Raw genomic sequence first — 19423 nt, forward strand, 5'->3', positions numbered from 1 at the left:
ATCCTCTCTAGTTTATAATATAACCTTCGTTTATGTCCTCTCTTAAATGTCTGACCTCTATATAAAAAGCCTCGGGACCTATCCCGAGGCATGATGTTCAATTATGAAATTTTGGCTTGAGACATATCGACGGGCAGCAAACTACTTTTTCTTCTGAGCCTGATCAAGGAGAGTCGCTTTAAACATTTCAGCATCCGTTTCGGCCTTAATACGTTCTTCCACTCTAATTCTCCCTTTACCCAATCATCTCGCCTCCTTTTCATCATTATAAAACATCAGAATTTTCAGTCAACATGACGAAAGCACTAATATTTTGACGAACGCTGACGATTTGGACAAAATTGATCGAAGAAAAATTGATGTAATTCAGGTTTACTCAATCAAAGCTTGCTCTATTCCTGTAAATTTTTCAAAATGATACATCAAGCTTTTTCGGTACATGAGGTTCCATGATAATACGGCGCTCTTCTTCTCCATATAGTAAAGAAGGAAAACCACCAAAGCATTTGATATGATAAGACCAGAACTTATGTCAGGGAGCTGGAGCAAGTGTATATTATCGCACATAGAGGGTCATCAAGCGCAGCCCCAGAAAATACAATCGCTGCGTTTGATGTAGCTGTCGAGCAAGGAGCAGATTATATTGAATTAGACGTACAAATGACAATGGATCAGCACGTCGTCATCATCCATGATGATACCGTTGATCGAACGACGAACGGAAACGGATTAGTCAAAAGCTATACACTTGATCAGTTGAAAAAACTGGACGCAGGAAGCTGGTTTGACCAACAGTATACGAATGAACGAATTCCAACATTACAAGAAATTCTTGAAAGATACAGTCAGCGGATTGGGATATTGATCGAGATCAAACACCCAAAACGGCAGATAGGAATCGAAAAGGCAGTTGCCCGCATCATCAATCGGTTTGCCTATTCTCGTCATATCATCATTCAATCTTTTGATGTTCATGCACTACAAAGAATCAAAGCATTCGCCCCTTCTCTTCGCACAGCTTTGATTATCAAGCCTGATGCATTTAAACTAACAAAGCGAAAGTTAACGACATACAGCTCGTTTGCAAATTGTCTTAATATGAAGAAAACGATGATCAATAGATGGTGGATAGACCGCATCCACACATTCGGGATGGATGTGTTTATATGGACTGTAAAAGATCAAAAAACAGCGGATCGAATCAAAAAATATCCAATTGATGGTGTGGTAACCGATAACCCGCTATTTTTTCAAAAGGAGAAATGATGCAGATGAAAACTTATTTCGCCGTTTTTATCGGTGGATTGATTGGTACACTTTGCAGATATGAACTAAGTCAAACTGTCATCAGCCAGACATTCCCCTATGCAACGATGATTGAAAACATTTCCGGCAGCCTGCTTCTTGGTTTTGCGACAGGATACTTTCTATTTCAGAAAGGAAAAAAATATCTTGCAGCTTTGATTGGAACAGGGTTTTGCGGCGGGTTTACGACCATGTCCACCTTTTCTAAAGAGACAGTTCTTCTGTTACAGGCAGGGCAGTTCAATTTAAGTATGATGTACATCCTGCTCTCAGTCATTGCTGGAGTAGCCGCTGCTTTAGCTGGCCTGATACTTGCTGAACGGCTCTTTCATCAAAATAAGCAGAAAGGAAGCAGATAAATGATTGTTTTTTATACAGCTGTAGCTGGAGGGATCGGTAGTGCATGTCGTTTCTTCATCAGCCAAACAATCCAGAAAACTCCATCCCATGCCCTTTTCCCGTACAGTATTATTTTCATTAATTTATTAGGTGCAGCCGGTTTAGGTTTTTTCACAGGCGCTGTAACGTCCAATCATCCACTGCTAGTGATCATAGGAACCGGTTTTTTTGGCGGCTTTACCACATTCTCTACGTTTAGTGTAGAATCTGCGACGATGCTGATGCAGCGTCAAATAGGAAAGCTTGCTGCCTATTTACTTGTGACAATTATCGGCTCTTTATGCCTTTTTGCGGCGTTTTATCAAATAGGACAACTTCTATTTTAAATATCTGTGATGGCAGCTAGGCTGATGAGCAGTTGATCCATCAGCTGGCGCTTCATTAAAAATAGTGTCTTCTCACTATAGCCGATTTCGATTGCACATTTTGCCATGCGCCAATCTCGAAAATACTTATAATCAATGAGCTGCTTCTCTATTTCATCCAATTCTTTTAAAGCCGTTTCAATACAAGCAACAATCAGTTCATACTGACTTTTCTGCTCTTCTAATTTTTGACGTGCCATATGATGATGTTGGAGAGAACTTCGCTTTTCAAGCTGTCTTTCAATATTTAAAATGGCTGCTTGATAGTTCTTGAAATTTTTTAAATGAAACTCAATACGTTTCATTGAGGTTTTTTTCTCCGCGATACTTGCTGTTTCATACCAGAGCATGTCCATCCCCCTTTTGCGAACGTTTGTTCTTATTATATACGAACATATATTCTCAAAAAAAGAGGCTAAATACCTAAAAAAACCTTGAGCTTATTTTTCGCTCAAGGTCATTTCATTTACTAACAGCGGCTCTTTTATATCAAGCCCTGTGCGTGTATTTTCTTTTTCTGATGATATGACGCCTTTTTTCAGGTCGATCTTTTTCACATAGCGTCCATCCATCTCCAAGACCTTCATCCGAATATCATCAAGATAAATGGATTGTCCTTCTCGGATATCAATGTTCTCATTTAAGATTAGCCCGCCTATCGTATCAATTTCTTCATCATGATATGACAATTCGATCAAATCTTGAACTTCCTCTAATCTCACTTTTCCATCTAATATATAATGATGCTCCGCTCTCTTTTGGATGACAGGCTGCTCATCTTCATCGAATTCATCTCGAATGTCTCCAACAATCTCTTCTAGAATATCCTCCGTTGTGACAAGTCCAGATGTCCCGCCATATTCATCCGTTAAAATCGCCATATGCATTCGATCGCGCTGCATCTTGACGAGAAGCTCTTGAATTGGAATCGTGTCGATCACTTCAATCACTGGATAAATATAATCTTGAAGCTTCAGTTGATCGTTTTCTCCTTGATACACAATATCTGCAAAGAGCTGCTTTTTGTTGAGCATGCCAATGACATGGTCTTTATCCCCTGAAAACACTGGGAAACGTGTGTACTTTTCCTTTGTCATGATCGCCAGTATTTCGTCTAACGGCATATCTTCTGGAATCGCACAAATTTCTCTTCGCGGTATCATAATTTCTCTTGCGATTCGATTATCAAAATCGAATATCTTGTTCATATAATTATACTCTGATGAGTTGATTTCCCCATTTTTTAAGCTTTCAGATAATAAAATCTTTAATTCCTCTTCGGAATGGGAATGTTCTTTTTCAGACCCCATATCGATACCCATCATTTTCGTTAGTACACGGGCTGACCCGTTCAACACATAAATGAAAGGGTACATAAGGATATAAAATGCATGCAGCGGTCCTGACAGCCAAAGCGTCATTTTTTCTGCCTTTTGTATGGCAAGTGTTTTTGGTGCAAGCTCGCCAACAACTACATGCAAAAAGGTAATAATAGAGAACGCAAGTGTTGCTGAGATCAGGCTGATTGCTGAATCAGGAATGTTTGTCAAACCAAAACCTCGAACTAAAAGTTCTTTTACTGCCGGTTTACCGATCCACCCTAAACCAAGGGATGTCACTGTAATACCGAGCTGACAGGCTGACAAATATTCATCTAGCCTTGATGTCACCTTTTTCGCCATGATAGCCTTTTTGGACCCTTCGGCAACAAGCTGATTAATTCTTGAACTTCTCACCTTTACAATGGCAAATTCAGATGCAACAAAGAAAGCTGTTAAAGCAATCAAAACTCCGACTATACTCAGATTAACAATATCGTCCATTTAACCTTGCTCTTTCTTAGAAGAACAAGGAGTCACCTCCTGATTGATGATGTTGTCTTTTGCAAAACGGTTAACTGATTAAATAAGACTACTTTGAGGGCCCCACTTAACCACCTCCGGTTCACGTAAAATCCGTCTCTCTACATATATATGAAACGGTATTCATTTTATCTTACCATAAATAATCTGAAAATTCCTGTATCGCTACAGTATTTTAGAGATGACAACCTAAATTGATGGAAATGCCCTTTGTTTCTTCATATTGGCAGGAAATCTGAACAATTATCTTGTATTTCAGACTCGAATTATATTAAACTATTTTCATAAACTATAACGTGACGGTTAGGAGGAGATGTTCAGATGGGGCTGAGAAAAAGTATCGTATTGGTGAACTAGCACAGATTGCACAGGTGACGAAGCGAACTGTAGATTATTATACGAATCTAGGGTTGCTTGCGCCTGTTAGATCTTGCTCTAATTATCGTTATTACGATGAACATGCTTTAAAACGATTACAATTAATCGTTCTTTGCAAACAGCAGAGATTGGCTCTTTCTGACATCAAATCCAGATTAGATGAACAATTCCCTTCTCAAAAGGAAGAACATGACGAACTTGTCCATTTAACCTCTGATATCGATCGGATGAATGAGCATATGGACCGCATTTTGGCACGTTGTAAGCAGCTTCAGCCAGAACAACGTGAAAAACTAAAAGAGCAGCTTACTCCTGAAAAAATGACGGCTGTCCAATCATTTTTACTGCTGTTAAGTTAAAATTTTTACTAAACAGGAGGTGTTACCTTCGTTCTCAAAGTCAGAACGAAGGCCTTAATTGGACATAGTGAATTTACTCATAGTTGCTTTACTTATAGCTTTAACCGCGTTTTTCGTTGCATCGGAGTTTGCGATCATTCGCTTAAGAAGCTCAAGAATTGATCAATTAATTGCAGAAGGTAATAAAACAGCAGTTGCTGTCAAGCACGTCACCACTCATCTTGATGAGTACTTATCGGCATGTCAGCTTGGTATCACCATTACCGCCCTTGGGATTGGTTGGTTAGGGGAAGAAACGATTGCGCATATGCTTGCTCCACTATTTGTAGAGCTGTCGATTCCTCAATCAGCCAGTCATATTGTCACTTTTATTATTGCGTTTAGTATTATGACGTTTTTACACGTCGTGGTTGGAGAGCTTGCACCGAAAACACTCGCCATTCAAAAGGCTGAGCAAGTGTCCCTTCTATTTGCTAGACCGCTTATGATATTTTATAAAGTGATGTTTCCGTTCATTTGGGTGTTAAATGGATCTGCTCGTTTATTAACGAAAGCATTTGGTCTTCAACAAGTTTCTGAGCATGACATGGCGCACTCTGAAGAAGAATTGCGGATTATTTTATCTGAGAGCTATAAGAGCGGCGAGATTAACCAGTCTGAATTCAAATATGTGAATAAAATTTTTGAATTTGATGACCGTCTGGCGAAAGAAATTATGATTCCTCGTACCGAAGTTGTCAGCTTCCCTCATGATATTACCATTGAAGAAATGCTGAAAGTGACCAAAGTCGAGAAATATACACGTTATCCAATTGAAGATGGCGATAAAGACAACATCATTGGTGTTGTGAATATTAAAGAAGTACTCACTGCATGTATTAGTGGTGAATGTTCCACAAGTGATACGATCGAACATTTTGTAAACCCGATTATTCATGTAATTGAAACAGTTCCTGTTCATGATCTACTGCTTAAAATGCAGCGTGAGCGTGTACACATGGCCATTTTATCAGATGAATATGGCGGTACAGCAGGACTTGTAACAGTTGAAGACATCCTTGAAGAAATTGTCGGTGAGATTCGTGATGAATTCGATATTGATGAAATCAACGAAGTGCGTAAACTGGGAGAAGACCACTATATCTTTGATGGAAAGGTCCTTGTGGATCAAGTCAACCTGCTACTAGGTATTCAGCTTGATAACGAAGAAGTCGACACAATCGGCGGCTGGTTCCTTACACAAAAATATGAAGTCGAGAAAAATGACGCGATTCGTGAACAAGGCTATGAATTTATCATTAATGAAGTCGATGGACACCATGTGGCATACATCGAAGTCAAAAAACTAAACGAACAACTATTAGAAGCAGCTGAAGAAGGCGCTTCTTAAGAAAAAAACGACCCTTGCCTTAGCAAGTGGTCGTTTTCTTTATCCCTTTTCGATTAACTTAGCTTCAAGTTCTTTGATTCTTGTGTTTAATACTTCTGTCATCGCACCTAATCTTTCTTTTGGCGGCAGATGATCAAATTCAGACAGCTCAATCGGTTCACCAATGATTAAGCGCATTTTCCCCTTCTTAAAAAGGCTTTTTGCATTAGAAGGTCCTTTGTACGCTGCTGGAACGATTGGTGATTTGCCGAGCTGCGCAATCGTAACGGCCCCTCTTTTTAAAGGAACATCTTCTGTTGTACGTGTTCCGCTTGGAAAAATCCCAACGATTTTCCCCTCTTTTAATAATTTAATGGGCGTTTTAATACTGCTTGGCCCAGGATTCTCTCGATCAACTGGAAAAGCATGAATCTTCTTTAAAAATCCGCCGATCCATTTATTTGCAAACAATTCTTTTTTCGCCATGTAGTGGATCTCAAACGGAAGAATTCCTGCGCCTAATGCAAGAACATCCACAAAACCCTCATGCGTACAAGCAATGACAAACCCCCGGTCTGTTGGCAGATTCTCTTTTTGATATACTTTGATTCCGCCTCGGAGAGCAAAAAAAGCTTTAACGGTATAGCCTGAAAATTTATACATAGTGCACTTCCTTTGTTTGAAGAATGAAGGATTTGTTTCTATTATAACAAATTTTTTATTACCTGGTACTAAAAATTTTCTCCTGCTGATAAAATAGAGACGGTTCACTAAAATCATCTTTTCACTTAAGATGACCGCTCCTTCTGTATTCAAGCATGTGTTTTTAGGAGAGAATAAAGGAAGAAATGTGTCCAAAATTGTCGTTTTTTGAGTTTTTTTCCTGATTTGTTCTATTGAAAATACTTTATAAATGATGCAAATTTCGCTATGATAAGGAGAAATGATTTTGATTCGGCGAAAGAGATGAGTAATGTACGGCCTATGAGAAGTTTCGTGCAACTTTATGCCTTTCTTATGCGTGTATAACATAGAGGGGAGAAAAATCAGTGACGATCGATGAAATTTATCAAATGTATATGAACGATGTTTACAGGTTTCTGCTCTCCATGACAAAAGACAAACATTTGGCAGAGGACTTATTGCAGGAAACCTTTATGCGTGCTTATATACATATTCATTCCTACGACCATAGCAAAGTGAAACCTTGGTTATTTCAGGTGGCACGAAATGCTTTTATTGATTATGTCAGGAAACATAAAAAAGAAGTGACCATATCGGATGATCTCATTGGCGGCCTTTTACAAACGTCTGTACAAAGTCCCGCTGAACAGATTGAAATAAAAGAAGTCCTCAACATGTATTTGGAGCAGCTTCCAGATAACTACAAGGAAGCGTTGACATTGTATTATTTAAAAGAGCTGAATTACAAAGAAGCATCCAAGGTCATGAATATTACTGAAGCAAATTTTAAAAGTGTTTTATTTCGTGCAAGGCAGCGCCTAAAAGCACTATATAACAGAGGTGTTAATGATGAATGAAGAGTTTAATAAGCGATGGGAACAATATAATAATGGCGAGATGAATGAAGAAGAAATGATGGCGTTTGAAGAAGAGCTCGAAGAAAATGAAAAACGCTTAAGCCAAGAACTGAATGACTCAGATTGGACAGACTTCTCCATCAGTCCTGAAAAACAAAAAGCCATTTTACAATACGGAAAAAGAAAGTCCTATTTACGTATTTCTGTGCTTGCTGTCATATCTACGCTGATTATTTTACCGCTTTGTACACTAGGTAGTTATCTATACTACGGCGTTGGCGGAGCAGACAGTAAAGGCAATCATTTTATGGAAACGGCCGCTGTAACAGTCGCCCTAACAAAACCGAATGTCGCCATTGATATGAAGGATTTAAAAGGGCAAGTCAAACTGTTTGGTATGAACACAGAACTTAAGCTACAAAAACAAATTGGCAATAAAACAGAAGCCATCGGCAGTGAACAAATCGAAATGTTTTTCGATAAATTAAAGCAGCCTACGATCTCTTATTATGGCGACAGCGCACGTAATACGGAGGATTTCTTTACGCACCCTTCGTCTCAGGCAGATACATCAAAAAAACAAACACTCACTACTCTAGACAAGCTACCTGAAGGAACAGTGAGTGAAGTGTATGTATCCTATGACAAAGCATACACACCGAAAGACGTGTATTCATTTGCTAAAAAATATGATATGAAAGTGCTTTGGAATGCGATAAAAACAGAAGATTCATTAAGTGGAAATCAGCGTCCAATCGGTTTTCCCGGGAAAGACTCTGAATTTTTAAAAGAGCTTCAGCACACATCAAAAACAGAAGTTGATCAGTTCAAAGATGCCCTCGCCTATGTCAACCAGCATCCAACCTGGGCAAAAACGATCTCTGGCAGACCTGAACTTGACCTCTCTAACCGAATACGCTACATCAATCAAAATGGTGTCACGGTTTACGGTTCTGTTGTCACAGGTCCTTCTAAAGAAATAGAGAAATTTGTGAAGACAAAACGCATTAAAACGGCCAAAGTGAGCGAGGTGGAATTATGGAATTGGTAAGAATTTTTAAAGAGCATAATGTGTTTGGCTGGATTTCGGTCGGCACCGCTATTTTATCGCTGCTCATGCTGAACCTCGCCATTATTAGCAATGTGACATTTTATTCGTTTCAAATGCTTCCTTTTGCAATGGCCGCAGTTCCATTCGGTGTGATTGAACTGTTCATTAAAAAAGGCCGCACTGGACCAGGTTTCCTAGGCGTCGTTCTGAATATTTTTGTCATCGTTTGTGTCTATGCGATCGTCTCCATTGATGTCGATCTTCAATTAGGTTTTTAATACTAAGAAGCCAGTCATACTTGACTGGCTTTCAGATTGTTGACAAAGGGCTAAAATGAATTTTATTTTAGCCCTTTGTCTTCTTTTCAGCGTGATAGAAAACCTTTGCAGTCTAGGAAGGACGAGCATCGGCGCGGAGCGAATTGGACATTCGTGAGCACCGAAGCGCAGGACTGACACCGAATGCGAGGGTTTGTCTACACGCTGAAAGCCAGTCATACTTGACTGGCTTTTTCTGTACACTCTTATTTTTTGTTTAATTCGGAGTGCTTTCTTGAATATAAGAAATAGACAACAAGCCCAATGGCAAGCCAGATTAAGAAACGAACAAATGTGATGGTGCCAAGCTTATAAATGAGCAGTCCGCAAGATAGAATAGCCAAGATTGGAATGAGCGGCACTGCGGGGCATCTGAATGCTCTCGGTAAATCAGGCTGTGTTTTTCTCATGACAATGACAGCAACTGAAATCAAAATGAAAGCTGAAAGTGTTCCGATGTTCACTAGACTTGCCAGCTCATCAAGCGGAATGAATCCACCCATTAATGCTGACAATGTTCCAAAGAAAAGAGTATTGATATAAGGTGTTTTATGTTTTGGATGAACCTTTGAAAGAACCTTTGGTACCAAGCCATCACGAGACATGGCAAACATGACACGTGTTTGGCCGTACAGCATGACAAGCATGACCGTGGTCATCCCTAAAATCGCCCCAACATCTACAATACCCGCCACCCAATTTTGACCGGCTACTTGTAAAACAAGAGACACTGGATGGGATACTCCCTCAAAGTTCATAAATGGAACAATGCCTGTCATGATCGCACTGACTACCACATACAACACGGTACAAATCAATAAGGAAGTGATGATTCCTCTTGGCAAGTTGCGGGATGGATTTTTTGTTTCCTCTGCCGCAGAAGCAACTGCATCAAATCCGATAAATGCAAAGAATACGAGAGCTGCTGCACTTAACACGCCTGAAGTTCCAAAAGGAACGAATGGTGTCCAGTTTTCAGGTTTTACATATTTCACAGCGACTAAAATAAAGAGCAGAATCACCGCAATTTTCATAATGACCATAATGTTGTTGACTCGTTTTGATTCTTTAATACCGAAGTAAAGCAAGAAGGTGATGATCATTAAAATAATAAATGCAGGAAGATTAAAATATGTCACTTGACCCTTTAAACCACCTGGTGCTGCTGTTAATTCAACCGGTATATGAATCCCTATCCCATTTAAAAACGACACAAAGTAGCCTGACCAGCCTGCTGAAACGGCACTAGCGGCTAGCATATATTCTAATATCAAATCCCAGCCAATGATAAACGCTAAAAATTCTCCCATAGATGCGTACGTAAATGTATAAACAGATCCTGATACTGGCACTGTGGAAGCGAATTCCGCATATGACAATGCCGCAAATAAACATGCAAGACCTGCAATCACAAATGATAAAACAAGTCCTGGTCCTGCTGTGACGGCGCCTGTACCTGTCAGAACAAATATCCCTGTACCGATAATCGCACCAATACCAAGCATCGTTAAGTCAAATGAACCTAATTCCTTTCTTAACGCTTTTTCCCCTTGTGTTGCCGCAATTAGCTCTGAAATGCTCTTCTTTCTAAACAACGAATTGCTCATACCATCACTCCCAAAACTTAGTATCCGTCTAAAGACGCCACCACTTCGTAATTCACTTTATTTTCTGAATATTTAGATTTAATTTAGCGCAATAAATTAGTGGCGTAAAATTATTATATATGAAAATTAAAAAATGAAAACACTTTTTTTCGAAATAGAGTGAAAATTCTTATTTATCAACAAAATATTTGTCAATCATCAGGGTAGATTTTCTTCAATCTTTATTCAAATCATAGCTTGGCTTCTTCTATTTATTATACAACATACAAAATTATACTTTTTTGATATAATTTTTATAAAGTGAAAATAAAATTATTCTTTTGATAACTTGTCTTCACTTTTGCTTATTTAAAAGCCTTTAGACTCATAGAGAGCTATGATAAAGGACTGATTTAGCTGCGCAAACGATATACAAAAAAAGAGACTGCCTAGTAAGCAGTCTCTTAAGATCCATTATTAGTTTACAAATGTCTTTGCGCCAAGGTAAATTGGCTTCCAATAGCTTGAAGTCATATCGCTGATCGTCACACCATCAGAAGCAGCGTGGATAAACTTGTTGTTCCCAAGGTAGACACCCATGTGAGATGGGCCAGATTTATAGGTTGTAAAGAAGACAAAATCTCCAACTTTAGGTGTTGAGACGCTTTTCATTGATCCCCAAAAACCTTCAGTCGTTTGTCTTGAAATCTTTGTTTGTTTGTTAATGATATACCACATAAAACCGCTGCAATCAAAGCCTTTCGGTGTCGTTCCACCCCATTTATATGGTGTACCGTTTTGTGCTTTCGCATCTGCTACGAGTTTAGACGTGTTTAAAGAAGAAGTAGCAACTGTTTTTTCTTTGACAGGTGTTGGTTTCACTTTGGACGTCTTTTTCACTTTCAGCTTTTGTCCAATTTTAATCAGATCTGTTTTGAGTTTATTTAACGATTTCAGCTCTTTCACTGTCATTCCATATTTTTTGCCGATTTTAGATAAAGTATCACCTTTGACAACTTTATGAGTGGCTGTCGCTGAAGACGCTTTTACTTTTGTTGTTGTTTTTGATGTTTTCGTTACCTTTTTTGAAGAAGTACCATTCACTTTTAAAGTTTGTCCAACATAAATCGTGTTAGATTTCAACTTATTGTCTGATTTAATCTTACTCACGGTTGTTTTGTATTTTTTCGCTAGAACAGAAAGAGAGTCACCTTTTTGAACCTTTACTGATTGTGCTGAGGCAGCTCCGGCAAATAATGTCGTCCCAAGTAGAACTGCACTTGCAGCTGTGATCAATTGTTTTTTCATTTGTTCCTCCTGTATGTTTCTATCGTGATCCGAATTTTTATCTACTTTCTATTATAAGGATCGAATACCAGAAGAAATAGTCTTGACTTCCTACGACATTATGCTTATTAATTCGGCAAAAATTATTTTTTTTTAGGGTTCTTTTTATTTCATTTTTATTACACAATCATGACAAAACAAATGCATCTTGTCATAGATAAATCATACATTCATTTCTCTTTTTGGTTCATTCTATGTAAAGTGGACCTTTACAATTTTAAAGTGAACTTTACGGTGCTGTCATTTGGAATCCACACTTCTGCTCTACCATTGTAAACGTGAGAGCGATACATAAACAATGAGGAGGCAAAATGAATGAGTGTGTTGAAAAGCTCGAAAACGAAAATAGCTGCAATCGCAGCCGCATCAGTGTTATCGATTGGTATTTTTTCAGGAATTGAATTTGGACAGGCTGACAAAGCTGAGGCTAAAAAGAAACCAAAAAATGACGTACAAAATGTGATCGTGCTCATTGGAGATGGCATGGGAACACCTTACCTTTCAACTTACCGCTCATTTAAACACAACGGTGATCTTTCCAAGCAAACAGCGTTTGATCCTTACCTCACTGGCATGCATAAAACATACCCTGATGATTCTAAAAGTAACATTACTGATTCAGCAGCAGCTGGTACAGCCATGGCAACTGGTCAAAAGACATACAACAACGCCATTGGTGTAAACAAAAATGGCAAAAAACTAAAAACAGTATTGGAAGAAGCAAAACGCAAAGGAAAGTCTACTGGTCTCGTCGTCACATCTGAATTAACCAATGCGACACCTGCTGCGTATGCCGCCCACGATGTGTCTAGAAAAAACACAGCAGCCATTGCTGATGATTTCTTCGATGAGAAAATTGGCAAACAGCATACAGTCGATGTCATGCTTGGCGGAGGACTGATCGATTTTGTCCGCAAAGATCGTGATTTGACGAAAGAATTTCAAAAAGCAGGCTATCGTTACGTAACCAATAAAGCTGACTTACAAAAAAACAAACAGCAAAAATTGTTAGGCATTTTTGCTGACGGTGGTCTCGATAAAGCAATTGATCGTGATAAAACGACCCCTTCCTTGCAAGACATGACATCCTCAGCCATCAAACAGCTGTCTAAAAACAAAAAAGGATTTTTCCTCATGGTTGAAGGCAGTCAAATTGACTGGGCTGGACATGACCACGATATTGTCAGTGCGATGAGTGAGATGAAAGATTTTGAAAAAGCATTTGAAGAAGCCATTCGTTTCGCAAAAAAGGATAAAAACACGTTAGTCATCACGACAGCAGATCATTCAACTGGTGGCCTTTCCTTCGGGGCAGACGGTTCGGGCAGCTGGGATTATCAGCCCGTCAAAGCAGCAAAAAAGACACCTGATTTCATTGCAAATAAAATTGTAGGGGGTATGACGGTCGAGACTGCGCTCAAACAATACATCGACCTTGATTTCACAAAAGAGGAAATCGCCTCTATTCAAAAGGCAGCTGAAACAAAAGATCTTGTTCAAATTGATGATGCCATCGAAAAAGTCATTAATACGAGGTCTCATACAGGCTGGACCACATCGGGTCATACAGGGGATGAAGTACCATTTTATGCTTATGGACCAACAAGCGAACAGCTAAAAGGGCTCATGGAAAATACAGATCAAGCGAAACACATTTTCAAACTGCTGAAAAACCAATAAAGTGCTAATCACAAAAAAAGATGTCTAGTCGTAGACATCTTTTTTGATCATTAAGTGAGATACTTCCTATGAACCCCTTTTCCATCGTATGAAAACATCACTTCTTTTCCTTCAAGAACTGACTCGATATGCACACTTCTTCCCCATAGCTGATGCAAATATGGAAGTACCTTTTCTAAGTATTTGAGATCGAGCTCAATGCCTTCATACCAATGTTTAATATAGAGTTCATTGTTTTTTAAATAGTCGCCATCGATGACTGTCAAATACGGAAAGCCGCCATTGACCCTCATGCTGACTAGCTGATCACGGACTGCCTTCCATTCTTTATCAATGACTTTATAGTCTCTCCCCTGCTTTTGAAACAAGTACAAATCTTCCCTCATCACAAGGTCTTTCGTTAAGTAATTTCGAATAAAAGAAATGTCTGATTCAATTTCCCGCACTTCAAACATTTTGTTGCGACCGGACCCTTCCGTCACTCCTGCTTTTTTTAATTCCTCGCATGGATGATCGTAGCGCTCTTCAATATCTTCAAAAATCTTCAGCCCTAAATAGTAAGGATTGATTCCTGTCTTAGATGGCTGCACGACACCTGCATTTAATTTGGCAAATTCAATCGATTCACTTGAATCTAAATCAAGTTCACGCATAATCCGCTGGTGCCAATACGATGCCCAGCCTTCATTCATGATTTTCGTTTCTAGCTGCGGCCAAAAATAGAGCATTTCCTCTCTCAGCATCGTCAGCACATCCCGCTGCCAAGGCTCTAGCTCCCGGGAGTGTGCCTCGATAAAGAGCAAAATATCTTTTTCTGGCTTTGGGGGGAATTGCTTGATCGTTTTCTTTTTCTCACGTGTTTTCGGTTCATCCATTCCCCACAAATCATCATATGGCGTTTGACGTTTTGGTTTGTCCTCTTCATATTCATCTTCATCGTCGAGATTCCAGCTTAATTTTGAACGAACAAGCGACGGATCAATATGCTCCTGCAATGCCAATACAGCATCTAAAAAGGACTCGACTTCTTTTGTACCGTGGATATGTTCATATTCTTTAATTCGCTCTGCCGCCGCTGACATACTTTCCACCATATCTCGTTTTGTGTTTTGGAAACGGCAGTTGTTTTTAAAGAAATCGCAGTGTGCCAAGACATGAGCCACAATTAGTTTATTTTGAACAAGCGAATTGTTATCAAGGAGAAAGGCATAGCAAGGATTTGAATTAATCACAAGCTCATAAATTTTGCTTAATCCTAAATCATAATGAAGCTTCATTTTGTGAAATTGCTTTCCAAAGCTCCAGTGGCTAAATCGTGTTGGCATGCCATATGCACCGAATGTATAAATAATCTCCGCGGGACAGATTTCATACCTCATCGGATAAAAATCTAGACCAAATCCTTCTGCAATTTCTGTAATTTCATCAATGGCTCGTTGTAAAAGACGCTTTTCAGATACGCTCAAGGAAACCATCCCTCCTCATCGGACTTATCCCTACTATATGAGCGTACTTAATAAAACATGATGTTCAGCCAGTTGTTTAGACGACTTCCATCTCTTTCATGGACTGCCCGCCGAACGATTCATAATGGATATTCTCTTCCGGGATGTCCATCGCTTTTAAACTAAGGATCATCTCTTGTGTAAATGCTGGGGAACCGCAAACATAAAATTGGCCTTTCCCTTCACCAATGACTGATTGGAGGAATGGCTGGTCAATACGGGAAGCCGCCTTCTCAACCAGCTCACTCTTTCCACTCTTTTCAAATTGTTCGTTACAAAGGATAATACGCCCCTCTGGAGATGAAGTGAGAACGTGTTCAAACTCTTGTTCGAAAGCGGTTACATCCTCTAGTCTGTCTGCATGAATCATCGTGAATGGCTGATTGTTATGCGACGCTGTTTTCACTAAACCAATCATTGGTGTGACACCAGAACCGGCACTAATCAAATAAACGGGTTCTTTGGTGTCATCTTGCAAGCAGAACATTCCCTGCGGCATACTCACTTGAAGAATATCGCCTTCTCTCATTTCATCATGCAGGAATGTGGAGACATGCCCATCTCGTTTCACTGTGATGCGGTAATAAGATGGGTGATATTGGTCCGATAAGCTGTATTGTCTGCTACATACATAAGCTTCACCCGGCATATTTGCTTGCACCGTGATGTATTGACCAGCATCATACATTGGCAGCTCCGATTCATCCTCTGGTACTAAATAAAAGGAAATGAGTGATGGAGATTCTTGTTTCTTTTTCTTAATCATAAACGGTTTGACATCAGTCCATCCGCCAGGTTGTTTCACATTTTCAGCCATCATTTCTGCCTCAATGGTGATGAATATATTCGCAATGATGTCATATGCAGCCTTCCAAGCCGACAATGTGTCATCTTCCTCTGATAACCCAAATACCTCTTTCATTGCTTCAAGAAGGTGATATCCGACGATTGGGTACTGCTCTTTTTTCACCATGACACTGACATGCTTATGGGCAATTTGTTTCACAGCAGGTAACAAGTCTGCCAAGCGATCAATGTGCAGTGCAGCTTGATAGAGTGTTGCGGCAAGCGCCTCTGGCTGGCTTCCATTCATGAGATTTGTTTTATTAAACTGATTGAGTAGCTCTGGGTGCTGTCTAATCATATTTTGATAAAAAACAGTCACAAGTTTTGTTCCCTCAGCTTTTAGAAGAGGGGCTGATTGTTTTATGGCATTCATTTGATCTGTGGATAACATCGTTATTCCTTCTTTCAAAAGATGTATTTTAAATACATCTTTATCGTAACGGATGACAGCTTATAAAAGCAATATTTAAAATGCATGTTTTAAATGTTGTCACATTTAGTACTTTCTCGAACAGTTTTTGTCTAAAATGTGTTACGATGATACAAAACTCTATTAGGTTTAGAGGTCGTCCAAATGAAACTTACGAATTATACAGATTTCTCATTAAGGGTACTCATTTATTTAGCTTCGAGAGAAAACAATGAACTGTCAAATATTCAGCAGATTGCCGATATTTATGGCATTTCGAAAAATCACCTGACAAAGGTCATTTACCATCTTGGAAAACGTGGTTATGTAGAAACGATCCGCGGAAGAAATGGTGGGATTAGGCTGGGGAAAAGCCCAGAAAGCATTAATATTGGTGAGGTTGTCCGCTATACAGAGGATGATTTAGTCATGGTTGAATGCTTTGATCCGAAGAAAAACAGCTGTATTATCTCCCCGATTTGTTCATTAAAGCACGTACTTCATGAAGCTCTCACTGCTTATTTACGCGTTCTTGACCAATACACATTAAGTGATTTAACACAAAACAAAGATGCTCTAAGAGAGCTTCTGCTCTAAGGCGAAAGAATTTATTTCTTTCGTCTTTTTCTTTACCTCCTTGTAATAATAATTTATTTAAAATTATTATAAATAAATATTGACTATCATGTTTGATTCAATATAATTAGGGTATATAGATTGCTAGAAACCATTTTTTGTTTACAGGAGGAGAAAAAGAATGACAAATTCTAATCATAAAAATTTGACGACGAATCAAGGCGTGCCAGTTGGCGATAATCAAAACTCAAGAACTGCTGGTCACAGAGGGCCTTCATTTCTTGATGATTACCATTTGATTGAAAAACTTGCACACTTTGACCGTGAACGTATTCCAGAGCGTGTTGTTCATGCAAGGGGCGCCGGCGCTTATGGTGTGTTTGAAGTAGAAAATAGCATGGAGAAACATACAAGAGCAGCCTTCTTAAGTGAAGAAGGAAAACAAACAGACGTTTTTGTCCGTTTCTCAACGGTTATTCACCCTAAAGGTTCACCTGAAACATTACGTGACCCTCGTGGTTTCGCTGTCAAATTTTATACAGAAGAAGGCAACTATGATCTAGTTGGGAACAACTTGCCGATCTTCTTCATTCGTGATGCACTCAAATTCCCTGACATGGTTCACTCTCTCAAGCCAGATCCTGTAACCAACATTCAAGATCCTGACCGTTATTGGGATTTTATGACGTTAACACCTGAATCCACTCACATGCTCACATGGCTATTCTCTGACGAAGGTATTCCTGCGAACTACGCTGAAATGCGCGGTTCTGGTGTTCATACGTTTAGATGGGTAAACAAATACGGAGAAACAAAATATGTGAAATATCACTGGAGACCATCAGAAGGCATTCGCAATTTATCAATGGAAGAAGCTGCAGAAATTCAAGCAAACGACTTCCAGCATGCGACAAGAGACTTGTATGATCGTATTGAAAAAGGAAATTATCCAGCATGGGATCTTTACGTTCAGCTTATGCCGCTCAGTGATTATGATGAACTAGATTATGATCCATGTGATCCGACGAAGACGTGGAGCGAGGAAGATTATCCGCTGCAAAAAGTGGGCCGCATGACACTGAACCGCAATCCAGAAAATTTCTTTGCTGAAACAGAGCAAGCTGCTTTCACGCCAAGTGCCCTAGTACCAGGAATTGAAGCATCTGAAGACAAACTGCTTCAAGGTCGTTTGTTCTCTTATCCTGACACGCAGCGTCACCGCCTAGGTGCAAACTACATGCGCATCCCAGTGAACTGTCCTTATGCGCCTGTACACAATAACCAACAGGATGGCTTTATGACAACAACTCGTCCAAGCGGTCATATCAACTATGAACCAAACCGTTATGAAGATCAGCCAAAAGAAAACCCTCACTACAAAGAAAGTGAACCAGTTCTTCATGGTGACCGTATGGTGAGACAAAAAATTGAAAAACCAAATGATTTCAAACAAGCTGGAGAAAAATATCGAAGCTACTCTGAAGAAGAGAAACAAGCATTGATCAAAAACCTGACAGCTGACTTGAAAGGCGTAAATGAAAAAACGAAATTACTTGCGATCTGCAACTTCTATCGTGCAGATGAAGATTATGGACAGCGTTTAGCGGATTCACTCGGTGTGGATATTCGTTCATATCTTCAAGGAAGCATGAAATAAATCTTCTTTTCAGCTGGAGCACCTCTTTTTAAAAGAGGTGCTTTTTTATAACCGAAATATGTTAATACTAATCAAATGACCCGTCACTGGATGAAAATAAATTTCTGCATGTGCTGCAAATCGTGTGGAGCCTTCCTTCACGGTCACGCGAAACACATCTTTTGTTTGATCTTCATTCACTTGTGTACGTCCAATGTAATGATAATCGTTTAAAGCGGCGCCTTCATATTCATCTTGCAAGGCAGTATACGCAAGTCTTTCCCAATTCTCTGCCGGCTGCACAGCTGCTTGTGAAGATGGATGAACCATGAGACTGCCAAATAAAACAATTCCTGCTGCAAAAAGCATCCATAATTTCGGGTGCATAATATCAATATTCTCACTTTCATGTCTATTTTGTTTAGGTTTTGCTGGTTGGTTCTTTTTCATACATCAAGCATTTATTCAGCCTATAATTCCCGGTACCCAGTTTATGCAGACACCAACTTTTCCCCTGAAAAAGTCGACCTGATCCGAGCAAACTAATGAGGACTTCTCAAGGGAAAGGAGAAGGTTTAATGAATGTGGCAGATTATGATAAGGCACTTTATTATACGCATCGCTCGCAATGGGATAATTTACTTATTCTTATGGTCCGTACGCAAGATGATTTGCTCTCGAAACGTATTGAGCATTTCTTACATGCGTATCAATTTAACCGGAACGATGCAGATGTTGAAAAATGTTTATATGGACTCCTGCAGTATATCGACCATGCTTCAGAAGCTGCCGTTGCTGAAGCATATGCTGAACCAATGTACACATAAAGGAAAAGGTTGATTTTCGATTGTTGACAAAGGGCTAAAATGAACTTTATTTTAGCTCTTTGTTT

At 39.4% G+C, this 19423-nt stretch carries 21 protein-coding genes; 12 read left to right on the top strand and 9 right to left on the bottom strand.

The window, feature by feature from the left end; all coding sequences use genetic code 11:
* Positions 1-141: 141 nt before the first annotated feature.
* A complete protein-coding gene (locus ACTJJQ_RS02500; protein ID WP_017360338.1) occupies positions 142-243 on the bottom strand; it encodes a YhdX family protein in 102 nt (33 codons plus the stop codon).
* A gap of 306 nt (positions 244-549) precedes the next feature.
* Here ACTJJQ_RS02500 and ACTJJQ_RS02505 point away from each other — a divergent pair, with 306 nt between their 5' ends.
* The 3 genes from ACTJJQ_RS02505 to crcB (ACTJJQ_RS02515) are packed head-to-tail and all read left to right on the top strand — an operon-like array spanning position 550 to position 2030.
* Positions 550-1266: a glycerophosphodiester phosphodiesterase gene (locus tag ACTJJQ_RS02505; protein WP_440599924.1), complete on the top strand. Its 717-nt coding sequence runs from the start codon at positions 550-552 to the stop codon at positions 1264-1266.
* Positions 1266-1664 (top strand): fluoride efflux transporter CrcB, encoded by a 399-nt coding sequence (crcB, locus tag ACTJJQ_RS02510; RefSeq protein ID WP_281215816.1) that lies wholly within the window; start codon positions 1266-1268, stop codon positions 1662-1664. The genes ACTJJQ_RS02505 and crcB (ACTJJQ_RS02510) overlap by 1 nt, the downstream gene beginning before the upstream one ends.
* Positions 1665-2030: a fluoride efflux transporter CrcB gene (gene crcB, locus ACTJJQ_RS02515; RefSeq protein WP_171465131.1), complete on the top strand. Its 366-nt coding sequence runs from the start codon at positions 1665-1667 to the stop codon at positions 2028-2030.
* Here crcB (ACTJJQ_RS02515) and ACTJJQ_RS02520 read toward each other — a convergent pair.
* The gene (locus ACTJJQ_RS02520; protein ID WP_061418534.1) at positions 2027-2419 is read right to left on the bottom strand and encodes a hypothetical protein; all 393 of its coding nucleotides are present in this window, start codon (positions 2417-2419) and stop codon (positions 2027-2029) included. The two genes, crcB (ACTJJQ_RS02515) and ACTJJQ_RS02520, sit on opposite strands and share 4 nt — an antisense overlap.
* Positions 2420-2509: 90 nt before the next feature.
* Positions 2510-3892 (bottom strand): hemolysin family protein, encoded by a 1383-nt coding sequence (locus ACTJJQ_RS02525; RefSeq protein WP_281215817.1) that lies wholly within the window; start codon positions 3890-3892, stop codon positions 2510-2512.
* Between the two features lie 335 nt (positions 3893-4227).
* On the opposite strand from ACTJJQ_RS02525, the gene ACTJJQ_RS02530 reads away from it, so the two are divergent.
* Positions 4228-4668 carry a MerR family transcriptional regulator gene (locus ACTJJQ_RS02530; RefSeq protein ID WP_076821966.1) on the top strand — a complete coding sequence of 147 codons (441 nt, stop codon included), beginning with the start codon at positions 4228-4230 and terminating at the stop codon, positions 4666-4668.
* A 58-nt stretch (positions 4669-4726) separates the two neighbouring features.
* Positions 4727-6058, top strand: a complete 1332-nt coding sequence (locus tag ACTJJQ_RS02535) for a hemolysin family protein (protein ID WP_007497105.1) — start codon at positions 4727-4729, stop codon at positions 6056-6058.
* Between the two features lie 39 nt (positions 6059-6097).
* Here ACTJJQ_RS02535 and ACTJJQ_RS02540 read toward each other — a convergent pair whose 3' ends face one another.
* Entirely contained in the window at positions 6098-6700 is a 603-nt protein-coding gene (locus ACTJJQ_RS02540; RefSeq protein ID WP_017360344.1) for a lysophospholipid acyltransferase family protein, read from the bottom strand.
* A gap of 386 nt (positions 6701-7086) precedes the next feature.
* On the opposite strand from ACTJJQ_RS02540, the gene ACTJJQ_RS02545 reads away from it, so the two are divergent.
* Genes ACTJJQ_RS02545 through ACTJJQ_RS02555 form a run of 3 tightly spaced genes read left to right on the top strand, consistent with a single transcriptional unit; the run spans position 7087 to position 8907 of the window.
* The gene (locus tag ACTJJQ_RS02545) at positions 7087-7578 is read left to right on the top strand and encodes a sigma-70 family RNA polymerase sigma factor (protein WP_008348979.1); all 492 of its coding nucleotides are present in this window, start codon (positions 7087-7089) and stop codon (positions 7576-7578) included.
* Positions 7571-8629 (top strand): anti-sigma factor, encoded by a 1059-nt coding sequence (locus ACTJJQ_RS02550; protein WP_047946623.1) that lies wholly within the window; start codon positions 7571-7573, stop codon positions 8627-8629. Before ACTJJQ_RS02545 ends, ACTJJQ_RS02550 begins: the two co-directional genes overlap by 8 nt.
* Entirely contained in the window at positions 8617-8907 is a 291-nt protein-coding gene (locus tag ACTJJQ_RS02555; RefSeq protein ID WP_008348984.1) for a hypothetical protein, read from the top strand. The genes ACTJJQ_RS02550 and ACTJJQ_RS02555 overlap by 13 nt, the downstream gene beginning before the upstream one ends.
* A gap of 245 nt (positions 8908-9152) precedes the next feature.
* Here the strand turns inward: ACTJJQ_RS02555 and ACTJJQ_RS02560 are convergent, their stop codons facing one another.
* Together ACTJJQ_RS02560 and ACTJJQ_RS02565 are read right to left on the bottom strand one after the other, a co-directional pair.
* Positions 9153-10553 carry an amino acid permease gene (locus tag ACTJJQ_RS02560; protein ID WP_008348986.1) on the bottom strand — a complete coding sequence of 467 codons (1401 nt, stop codon included), beginning with the start codon at positions 10551-10553 and terminating at the stop codon, positions 9153-9155.
* Between the two features lie 456 nt (positions 10554-11009).
* Positions 11010-11840: a C40 family peptidase gene (locus ACTJJQ_RS02565; protein ID WP_008348987.1), complete on the bottom strand. Its 831-nt coding sequence runs from the start codon at positions 11838-11840 to the stop codon at positions 11010-11012.
* 354 nt (positions 11841-12194) lie between these two features.
* Here ACTJJQ_RS02565 and ACTJJQ_RS02570 point away from each other — a divergent pair, with 354 nt between their 5' ends.
* Positions 12195-13559, top strand: a complete 1365-nt coding sequence (locus ACTJJQ_RS02570; protein WP_440599925.1) for an alkaline phosphatase — start codon at positions 12195-12197, stop codon at positions 13557-13559.
* Positions 13560-13609: 50 nt separating this feature from the next.
* Here ACTJJQ_RS02570 and ACTJJQ_RS02575 read toward each other — a convergent pair whose 3' ends face one another.
* Together ACTJJQ_RS02575 and ACTJJQ_RS02580 are read right to left on the bottom strand one after the other, a co-directional pair.
* The gene (locus tag ACTJJQ_RS02575; protein ID WP_440599926.1) at positions 13610-15034 is read right to left on the bottom strand and encodes a SpoVR family protein; all 1425 of its coding nucleotides are present in this window, start codon (positions 15032-15034) and stop codon (positions 13610-13612) included.
* A gap of 67 nt (positions 15035-15101) precedes the next feature.
* Positions 15102-16301: a globin domain-containing protein gene (locus tag ACTJJQ_RS02580; protein ID WP_281215821.1), complete on the bottom strand. Its 1200-nt coding sequence runs from the start codon at positions 16299-16301 to the stop codon at positions 15102-15104.
* Between the two features lie 183 nt (positions 16302-16484).
* Between ACTJJQ_RS02580 and ACTJJQ_RS02585 the strand changes: the two genes are divergently transcribed.
* Both ACTJJQ_RS02585 and ACTJJQ_RS02590 read left to right on the top strand, forming a co-directional pair.
* Positions 16485-16916, top strand: coding sequence for an Rrf2 family transcriptional regulator (locus ACTJJQ_RS02585; protein ID WP_007497090.1), 432 nt, complete (start codon positions 16485-16487; stop codon positions 16914-16916).
* 160 nt (positions 16917-17076) lie between these two features.
* Positions 17077-18552: a catalase gene (locus ACTJJQ_RS02590; RefSeq protein ID WP_203085379.1), complete on the top strand. Its 1476-nt coding sequence runs from the start codon at positions 17077-17079 to the stop codon at positions 18550-18552.
* Positions 18553-18597: 45 nt separating this feature from the next.
* On the opposite strand, the gene ACTJJQ_RS02595 is transcribed toward ACTJJQ_RS02590, so the two are convergent.
* Positions 18598-18981 (bottom strand): YqzG/YhdC family protein, encoded by a 384-nt coding sequence (locus ACTJJQ_RS02595; RefSeq protein WP_008348999.1) that lies wholly within the window; start codon positions 18979-18981, stop codon positions 18598-18600.
* A gap of 128 nt (positions 18982-19109) precedes the next feature.
* On the opposite strand from ACTJJQ_RS02595, the gene ACTJJQ_RS02600 reads away from it, so the two are divergent.
* Positions 19110-19358 (top strand): YhdB family protein, encoded by a 249-nt coding sequence (locus tag ACTJJQ_RS02600; RefSeq protein ID WP_008349000.1) that lies wholly within the window; start codon positions 19110-19112, stop codon positions 19356-19358.
* Positions 19359-19423 lie beyond the last annotated feature (65 nt).

The organism is Bacillus sp. 22483 (assembly GCF_052044605.1).
GTDB lineage: Bacteria > Bacillota > Bacilli > Bacillales > Bacillaceae > Bacillus > Bacillus altitudinis.